The organism is Halorhodospira sp. 9628 (assembly GCF_022228075.1).
Classification (GTDB): domain Bacteria; phylum Pseudomonadota; class Gammaproteobacteria; order Nitrococcales; family Halorhodospiraceae; genus Halorhodospira; species Halorhodospira halophila_A.
In genome coordinates this window covers 61,676-69,944 of the sequence record NZ_JAJNRF010000012.1, presented here as the reverse complement: position 1 = coordinate 69,944, position 8,269 = coordinate 61,676, and the positions used below count along the sequence as shown (strand labels likewise).

Below are 8,269 nucleotides of genomic sequence, written 5' to 3'. Positions count from 1 at the left end.
TGACAAGCGGGGCGCGATCTCAGGCCGTCCCCGGCCCCCCGCCACCCGATCCACGGCACCCGCCGGTTAACGCGCCGCCCCACGATCAAACCCCGACCGCCGCAAAAGCCACCCCACGATCGAGCCCCGACCCTAAAGACGCCCCAAAACCTCCCCCATCCGCACCGACCGCCCCGACACCAGACCATCGGCCCAACGCACCGCCCCCCGCGGCAACACCAGAATCACCGTCGAACCCAGATTGAACCGCCCCAACTCCTCACCGCGAGCCAAAAACACCCCGGCACCCGGCGCGTAATCCCGACTCAACCCCCGCGCATCCGCCCCCGCCCCCCCCCAGCCCGTCTCAATACTGCCCACATTCACCGCCCCCACCGGGACCACCGCCACCGGCCCCACCGCCGTCTCCCAGAGCGTCACATGCCGCTCATTGCGCAGGAACAGCCCGCGGATGGCGCGCACCGCACAGGGGGCAACCGTCAGCAGGCGCCCCGGCACATGCCGCTCGGCACACAGACGCCCGGCCAGCGGCGCATGAAAGCGGTGATAATCCCGCGGCGACAGATAAATCGTCACGAACGCCCCATCGCGCAGCGGTGTGGCATCCAGCCCGCCAAGCAGCGTACTCAGGGGGTACTCGATCCCCTTGGCCTGGATCAGCTGCTCGCCGCGCAGATGCCCCACCGCGCTCACCGTCCCGTCGCAGGGGCTGACCAGCGCCTGCGGATCCTCGGGCAGCGGCCGCGCCCCCGGGCGCAGCGCCCGGGTGAAGAGGGCATTGAAGGTGGGGTAGGCACACGGGTCGGCGTGCTCGGCCTCGCTCAGATCCAGCCCGTAGCGCTGGACCAGGAAGCGATTCAGGCGGTTCTTCAGCCAGGGGCGCGGGGAGCGCGCCACATGCCAGGTCACCCGGGAGAGCAGCCGCGTGGGCAGCAACCGGTGCCCGAAGGCGCGGACCCGGTCGGCAAGATGGGCGGCGGGCTCGGCGCTCATTCGCGGACCCGCTCGCGGACGCTCTCTAGCAGGTTGCGCAGGAAACCGCCGCGTTCGCGCTCCATCAGCCGGAACAGATCCCGAGCGATCAGCTCCGGGTGGTGCGGGGGCATCAGCAGCGCCACCAGCTTGCCGCGGGGGTTGATCACCAGCAGCGCTCCCTCCGGCTGGATGTGGAAGCCGTGGTCCACGTTGCCGCCGTTGGGCGCCATGTAGCGCACCCCGACGCTGCCGGCAAGCTCGCGGACCCGCGCCACCGGTCCACTGATGCCGTGGAACGCGGCCGGATAGCGGCCCACGTAGTCGGCCAGCTCGTCCGGGCCGTCATCGGGATTGACGCTGACCAGCGCCACCTGCAGCCGCGCGCTCATCCGCGTGTGCGCCAGCTGCTCGCGGGCGCTGTGCAGCAGCGCCAGGTTCTCCCAGGTGGTCGGGGATTCGGTGTGCCCGAAGGTCAGCACCGTCCACTTGCCGTGGAGGTCGGTGGACGAAAAGCGCTTCCCGTCCTGGTCTTCGAGCACGAAATCGGCGATGGGCCGGCCATCCTCCAGGTAGGTGCCCTGGATGTCCGGCACCCCCGGATCCGGGCGCAGGGCGGTGGCGGCGAGGCCGACGCCGATCACCGCCGCCAGCACCGAGAGGACGGCCAGCAGGGCCCCGAGCAGGGGCCGGGTGGTTCGTTGCGGACGGTTTGCCGGCATGGGCGCTCCCGGATCCAAAATCGCAAGCCGTTCCAGCGCGCGACAGCGCGTGCATCGATCGCTGGGCAGTGGCACCGTAACCGGCCATCATAACCGAAGCGCAAACGCCAAGGGAGGAACACCGTGGAGCCCATCGACCACGCCCCGGAGGGTCTCGAGACCCTGCGCGACATCGTCCGCTACGCCGCCAGCCGCTTCAACGAGGCCGGGCTGGTCTACGGCCACGGCACCGACAACGCCATCGACGAGGCCGCTGCGCTGGCCCTGCACGCGCTGCACCTCCCGGCGGACCTGCCCGACCTCTACTGGGGCGCGCGCCTGACCCGCGGCGAGCGCGAGGCGGTCATGGCCCGGGTGCGTCGGCGTATCCAGGAGCGCCTGCCGCTGCCCTACATCACCCACGAGACCTTCTTTGCCGGATTGCCGTTCTACATCGACCAGCGCGTGCTGGTGCCCCGCTCGCCGATTGCCGAACTCGTCGAGCGCGGCTTTCAGCCCTGGCTGGATCCGGACGCCGTCGAGCGCGTGCTGGAGATCGGCACCGGCTCCGGGTGCATCGCCGTCGCCTGCGCCTACGCCTTCCCCGGCGCCGCCATCGACGCCACCGACATCGACGCCGACGCCCTCGAGGTGGCCGCGGTCAACGTCCACCGCCACGACCTGGACGAGCGCGTCGCCCTGATCCAGTCCGACGTCTACGAAGGCCTGCCGCAGCAGCGTTACCAGCTCATCGTCACCAACCCCCCCTACGTGGATGCCCCGGCCATGGCCGCGCTGCCAGCCGAATACCGCCACGAGCCGCACCACGCCCTGGCCGCCGGCGAGGACGGCCTCGACGTGGTTCGCCGCATCCTCAGCGGTGCCCCGGATCGGCTCACCGAAGACGGCCTGCTGGTGGTCGAGGTGGGCGACTCCGAGGAAGCCGTGGCCGAGGCCTTCGGCCACCTGCCGCTGACCTGGGTGGAGCTCGAGCGCGGCGGCTTCGGTGTCTTCCTGATCAACGCCACGCAGTTGCGCGAGGCCCGGGACGCGGGTGCGCTATAGTCGAGGAGGTCCGACAACGGAACCACGGATCCGGAGCGACGATCCGGGCGGCGGCAGCCCGGCAGGGGAGGAAAGATGCAGGGCAGACAGGTCTGGCGATGGCTGATTCCGGTGGCGCTGCTGGCGCTGGGCTTGTCCGGCTGCGGCGTCAACCCGGTCACCGGTGAGCGGGAGTTCCGGCTGATCTCCGAGAGCGAGGAGATCGCCATGGGCGAGCAGCACTACGAGCCCACCCTCCAGAGCATGGGCGGTCGCTACAACGCCGACTCGGAGCTGGTCGCCTACGTCGACGAGGTCGGCCAGCGCGTCGCCGCCGAGAGCCACCGCCCCGGGTTGCCCTATGAGTTTGTCGTCCTCAACGACGGCACCCCCAACGCCTGGGCCCTGCCCGGCGGCAAGATCGCCATCAACCGCGGCCTGCTTACCGAAATGGAGAATGAAGCCGAGCTGGCCGCCGTGCTTGGCCACGAGATCGTCCATTCCGCCGCCCGTCACGGTGCCCAGCGCGTCGAGCGCGGCATGATCATGCAGGCCGGCGTCGCCGCCGTCGGCCTGGCTACCCAGGACCACGATTTCTCCGGACTGCTGGTCGCCGGGGCCAGCGTCGGCGTGGGGCTGATCAGCCAGCGCTACTCCCGCGAGGCCGAGCTCGAGGCGGATTACCACGGCACCCGCTACATGGCCAAGGCCGGCTACGACCCCGAGGCCGCCGTCACCCTGCAGGAGAAGTTCGTGCGCCTGGCCGGCGACCGGGAGCCCTCCTGGCTTGAGGGGCTCTTTGCCAGCCATCCGCCGTCCCGGGAGCGCGTCCAGGCCAACCGCGAGACCGCTCGCGCCCTGCGCGAGGAACTCGGCGGCGAGGACTGGACCCTGGGCGGGGAGCGCTACGCCCGGCACATCCGCGTGCTCGAGGAGAACAGCGAGGCCTACGCCCGGCACGACGAGGCGCAGCAGGCCCTGCGTGCCAAAGAGCCCCGCCGGGCCCTGGAGCTGGCCGACGCCGCCATCGACGCCTATCCCGAAGAGGCCGCCTTCCACGCCGTGCGCGGCCAGGCCCTGGCCCGTCTCGGCGAGAAGGACCAGGCCATCACCGCCTTCGACGCCGCCATCGAGCGCAACGACGGCTATTTCAGCTACCACCTCGACCGCGGCCTGCTGCACCGGGTCCGCGGCGACGACGAGCGCGCCCGCGAGGATCTGGTCCGCTCGGCCCGCCTGCTGCCCACCGCACCGGCCCACCTGGCGCTTGGAGAGATGGCCGAGGCCGACGGCGCCCGCGACGCCGCCATCGCCAACTACGAGAAGGCGGCCAGCGCCGAAGGCTTCTACGGCGAGCGCGCCCGAGAGGCCCTCAGCCGCCTACAGGACGGCTGAGCCGGCCGCCGGGGCAGGGCAGCGGGATCTTAGATCTCGAACTCGTCGATCCCGCCGCGCACCTCGTTAAGCAGGAACAGGATGTTCTCCTTGATCTCGTCTTGCGCATCACGGTAGGCGTTCATCGCCTGCGTATCGTCGTCGGCGCCGGCCTGCGCCGGGTCGTTGGTCGGCCAGTGGCGGTGTTCCACACCCTTGGGCAGCTCCGGGCAGGCCTCCTGCGCCTCCTCGGAGAGGGTGATCACCATGTCCACCTGCTCAAGCACCGCCGGGTCCAGCGCCTTCGGCGCCTTGGACGAGATGTCCGTCCAGTCCTCGCTCATCACCTTGGCCGCCCGCGGGTCGAGCTCCTGCGCCGGCGCGATCCCCGCCGAGCAGGGCTCGATCAGATGGCCGGCCAGGTTCTCGGCAAAGCCCTCGGCCATCTGCGAGCGGCAGGCGTTGCTGTTGGACAGGAAGAGTACACGGGTCTTGTTGCTCATTGCCTTGATCCAGACGGTTGCCTACGTGTGACGCGCAGTCTACCCGGCCGGCGGTGTCCGGGTCAGCCTCGGATCGGCGGCTGATTGATGACAGATATGCAGACTGTAAGGAAGTTTCGCCCCATCCGGCCGTCGCTGAACTCCCCAACGTAAGCCCGCTCCTGATATGCTCCGGGCCCTATGAAACTCTATTCCGCGAAGAGCACGTTCCAGCACGATGAAGCGCACGCCGTGGGGGTCCTGGTCGCCAACCTGGGCACCCCGGACGAGCCGACGGAACCGGCCCTGCGCCGCTATCTGCGCCAGTTCCTCTCGGATCCGCGGGTCATTGAGATCCCGCGCTGGCGCTGGTGGCCGATCCTCTACGGCATCGTGCTGCGCACCCGCCCCAAGAAGTCCGCGGCCGCCTACAGCGAGGTGTGGGAGGAGGACGGCTCGCCGCTGCTGAGCATCGGTCAGCGCCAGGCGGCCGGCATCCGCCAGCGCCTGCAGGCGATGAACGATCGCGGCCCCTTCGTCGTGGAGCTGGGCATGCGCTACGGCAACCCGTCCATCCCGGCGGCCCTGCGCCGGCTGCGCGAGTCCGGGGCGCGGCGGATCCTGGTACTGCCGCTCTACCCGCAGTACTCCGCCTCCACCACCGGCTCCACCTTCGACGCTGTGGCGCGCGAGCTGATGGGCTGGCGGTGGGTGCCGGAACTGCGCATGGTCGGTCAATACCACGACGAGCCGGTCTACATCCAGGCCCTGGCCCGCTCGATCCGCGAGCACTGGGAGCGCGAGGGGCGCGGCGAGCGGCTGCTCTTCTCCTACCACGGCGTGCCGGAGCGCTACCTGCTCGACGGCGACCCGTACCACTGCCAGTGCCTGAAGACCTCGCGACTGGTGGCCGAGGAACTGGGCCTGGAGCCGGGCACCTGGGATGTGACCTTCCAGTCGCGCTTCGGCAACGAGGAGTGGCTCAAGCCGTACACCGACGAGACGGTCACCGAACTCGCCCGGTCCGGCGTCAAGCACCTGGATGTCGTCTGCCCCGGCTTCTCCGCCGACTGCCTTGAAACCCTCGAGGAGATCGCCGGCGAGAACCGCGAGTACTTCGAGGAGAGCGGCGGCGAGCGCCTCTCCTACATCCCGGCGCTCAATGACCGCCCCGATCACCTCGATGCACTCGCCGCCCTGATCCTCCAGCACGGCCAGGGCTGGCGCGAGGTCGATGGCGGCCGCGACCGGGAGGCCGAGCAGCGCCGCCGTGCCGAGACCGCCGAGCGCGCCCGGGCCCAGGGCGCCGAGAGTTAGCCCGTGGTCCCGCCGGCGGCGCCAGGCCCCGCCTCCCGGCCCGGCCCCGCGGTGTGGCTGGGCCGCACCCTGCGAGCGGCGGCGGTCATGCTGCTGCTCTGGCTGATCCTTGCCGAGGGGCGGCTTGGCGGCGTGCTCGGCGTCGCCACGATCCTTGCCGCCGCCGGGGTTGGCGTCTACTTCGCCGGCCGGCGCATCCACCCCTGGTACCCCCTGCCGGCACTGCGCTTTGCCGGTTTCTTCCTAGTGCGCTCGCTGATCGGTGCCGTGGATGTCGCCTACCGCGCCATGCATCCGCGCATGCCCATCCACAGCCACTGGCTGCGCTACGCCGTCGAGCTGCCCCCCGGCGAGCCACGGGTGGCCCTGGTCGCGGCCCTGAGTCTGCTCCCCGGCTCCTTGGCCGCCGATCTGGAGGGCGATATCCTCATCGTTCACGCCATCACCCCGCAGGCCGAAGACGAGGTCGCCGGGCTGGAGCGCCGCGTGGCTGCGGTCTACGGCCTGAGCGGGACCACCACCGGTGCCGCCGCATGAGGTAAGCGCCGTGCAGATGCTCTATCTGGGTCTCGCCGTCTTTCTGTTGCTCAACCTCCTCGCCGGGCTGTGGCGCGTCCACCGCGGCCCCACCGCTGCCGACCGTATGCTTGCCGCACTGCTCTTCGGCACCACCACTGTTGCCGTGCTGTTGCTGCTCGCCGAGGCCATGGGCCTGCCGGCGCTGCGCGACGTGGCCCTGCTTTTCGTGGTCCTCGCCGCGGTGATCGCCGTGGCCTTCACCCGGGTGCCGCGGCGCTTCGAGAAGGGGGAGGAGTGATGACGCTGCTCGACGCGCTCAGCGCCGGGCTCCTGCTTCTCGGCGGGCTGTTTTTTCTCACCGGCACTGTCGGACTGCTGCGCTTCCCCGGCGTCTTCGATCGCCTGCACGCGCTGACCAAGGCCGACAACCTGGGCCTGGGCTGCGTGGTGGCCGCCCTGATCCTGCAGGCCGAAACCGGCTGGGTGGCCGCCAAGCTGGTGCTGATCTGGATGCTGGCGCTGATCGCCGCCACCGTCTCGGCGCACCTGATCGCCCGCTTCTCGCTGCGCGCCCGCGGCGGGGCGCGGAGGACGCCGCCGTGATCGACTGGACCTTCGACCTGCTGCTCGCCGGTGGCCTGCTCGGGCTGGCCTGGCAGATCGTCGCCAGCCGCATCCTCTTTCGCAGCGTGGTGCTGTTCATCGTCTTCGGCCTGCTCATGGCCGTGACCTGGGCGCGCCTGGCCGCCCCCGACCTGGCCCTGGCCGAGGCGGCCATCGGCGCCGGGATCACCGGGGCCCTGCTGCTCTCCGCCTACCGCGCCCTGCTGCCCGAGGGCAGCGACGTCGACGAGCCGCCCCCGCCGGCGGTGCCGCCGTGGGCGGCGGTGGGCGTGGCCGTGCTCGTCGGCGTCCTGATCGCCGGCATCGGCTGGGCGGTGGTCGGCCTCGAGCCGCCGGAGCAGACCGCCGGGCGCCTCGCCCTGGCCAAGCTCGAGGCGAGCGGGGTGGAGAACCCGGTCACCGCCGTGCTGCTCAACTTCCGCAGCATCGACACCCTCTCCGAGGTGGTGGTCCTCTTCGTCGCCTTCCTCGCCGCCCGGGTGGTGGCCCAGGACCTGACCCACGCCGGGCCCGGCGACTGGCTGCGCGCCAGCCACCGCGAGCCGCTGCTGGTCCAGCCGCTGATCGCCTTCATCGCGCCGATGACCGTGCTCGCCGGTGGCTACCTGCTCTGGTCCGGGGCGTATCAGCCCGGCGGCGCCTTCCAGGCCGGTGCCGTGCTCGCCGCCCTCGGCGTGCTGCTGCGCCTGACCGGGCGGCTGCGCCCGACCGAGGAGACCAGCTTCGCCGAGCGCCTGGCCCTGGTCGGCGGCATGGTGCTGTTCAGCGCCATCGGCCTGGCCGGCGCGGGCCTGGCCTCGGCGGTGCTCGCCTATCCGGCCGAGTGGACCTATGAGCTGATCCTGCTCGTCGAGACGGCGCTGACGCTGGCCATAGCGCTGCCGCTGGTGCTGCTGTTCAGCGGCTCCGGCGGCCTGCGCGGGGAGGTGCGGTGACCCAGGCCGCCTTCTATTCCCTGATCGCCGGGGCGCTGGCGGGCATCGGCATCTACGGGCTGATCACCCAGCGCCACCTGCTGCGCCGGATCCTCGCCGTCAACGTCCTCGGCAACTCGGTCTTCCTGCTGCTGGTGGCCCTGGCCCGCCGCCACCCGGACTACGTCGATCCGGTGCCCCACGCCATGGTGCTCACCGGCATCGTCATCGCCGTCAGCGCCACCGCCTTCGCCCTGGTCCTGGCGCGCCGCTACCACGCCGAGACCGGGCTCAACCACCTGCCCGAGGACGAGGAGTAGGC

The 8,269-nt window shown here is 71.1% G+C and carries 11 protein-coding genes; 8 read left to right on the top strand and 3 right to left on the bottom strand.

Translation table 11 applies throughout. From position 1 onward, the window contains the following. Positions 1-132: 132 nt before the first annotated feature. Together asd and LRG10_RS11310 are read right to left on the bottom strand one after the other, a co-directional pair. Positions 133-993, bottom strand: coding sequence for an archaetidylserine decarboxylase (gene asd / locus LRG10_RS11315; protein WP_238635632.1), 861 nt, complete (start codon positions 991-993; stop codon positions 133-135). Further along, the gene (locus tag LRG10_RS11310) at positions 990-1,694 is read right to left on the bottom strand and encodes an SCO family protein (protein WP_238635631.1); all 705 of its coding nucleotides are present in this window, start codon (positions 1,692-1,694) and stop codon (positions 990-992) included. Before LRG10_RS11310 ends, asd begins: the two co-directional genes overlap by 4 nt. 123 nt (positions 1,695-1,817) lie before the next feature. Here LRG10_RS11310 and prmB point away from each other — a divergent pair, with 123 nt between their 5' ends. Both prmB and LRG10_RS11300 read left to right on the top strand, forming a co-directional pair. Next, entirely contained in the window at positions 1,818-2,738 is a 921-nt protein-coding gene (prmB, locus tag LRG10_RS11305; protein WP_201169144.1) for a 50S ribosomal protein L3 N(5)-glutamine methyltransferase, read from the top strand. 75 nt (positions 2,739-2,813) lie between these two features. Further along, entirely contained in the window at positions 2,814-4,112 is a 1,299-nt protein-coding gene (locus LRG10_RS11300) for a M48 family metalloprotease (protein ID WP_238635630.1), read from the top strand. Between the two features lie 29 nt (positions 4,113-4,141). Here the strand turns inward: LRG10_RS11300 and LRG10_RS11295 are convergent, their stop codons facing one another. Further along, on the bottom strand, positions 4,142-4,594 hold the full coding sequence (locus LRG10_RS11295) for an arsenate reductase ArsC (RefSeq protein WP_201241521.1): 453 nt from the start codon (positions 4,592-4,594) through the stop codon (positions 4,142-4,144). 180 nt (positions 4,595-4,774) lie between these two features. Here LRG10_RS11295 and hemH point away from each other — a divergent pair, with 180 nt between their 5' ends. From hemH to LRG10_RS11265, 6 genes are all read left to right on the top strand, one after another. Continuing rightward, the gene (hemH, locus tag LRG10_RS11290; RefSeq protein ID WP_238635629.1) at positions 4,775-5,890 is read left to right on the top strand and encodes a ferrochelatase; all 1,116 of its coding nucleotides are present in this window, start codon (positions 4,775-4,777) and stop codon (positions 5,888-5,890) included. A gap of 87 nt (positions 5,891-5,977) precedes the next feature. After that, on the top strand, positions 5,978-6,427 hold the full coding sequence (locus tag LRG10_RS11285; RefSeq protein ID WP_201169135.1) for a Na+/H+ antiporter subunit E: 450 nt from the start codon (positions 5,978-5,980) through the stop codon (positions 6,425-6,427). A 16-nt stretch (positions 6,428-6,443) separates the two neighbouring features. After that, positions 6,444-6,707 carry a monovalent cation/H+ antiporter complex subunit F gene (locus tag LRG10_RS11280; RefSeq protein WP_201169150.1) on the top strand — a complete coding sequence of 88 codons (264 nt, stop codon included), beginning with the start codon at positions 6,444-6,446 and terminating at the stop codon, positions 6,705-6,707. Then, positions 6,707-7,012, top strand: coding sequence for a monovalent cation/H(+) antiporter subunit G (locus tag LRG10_RS11275; RefSeq protein ID WP_201169132.1), 306 nt, complete (start codon positions 6,707-6,709; stop codon positions 7,010-7,012). The genes LRG10_RS11280 and LRG10_RS11275 overlap by 1 nt, the downstream gene beginning before the upstream one ends. Next, positions 7,009-7,968 (top strand): hydrogenase subunit MbhD domain-containing protein, encoded by a 960-nt coding sequence (locus tag LRG10_RS11270; protein WP_201169129.1) that lies wholly within the window; start codon positions 7,009-7,011, stop codon positions 7,966-7,968. The genes LRG10_RS11275 and LRG10_RS11270 overlap by 4 nt, the downstream gene beginning before the upstream one ends. Then, a complete protein-coding gene (locus LRG10_RS11265; RefSeq protein WP_201169125.1) occupies positions 7,965-8,267 on the top strand; it encodes a cation:proton antiporter subunit C in 303 nt (100 codons plus the stop codon). Before LRG10_RS11270 ends, LRG10_RS11265 begins: the two co-directional genes overlap by 4 nt. Positions 8,268-8,269: the final 2 nt, after the last annotated feature.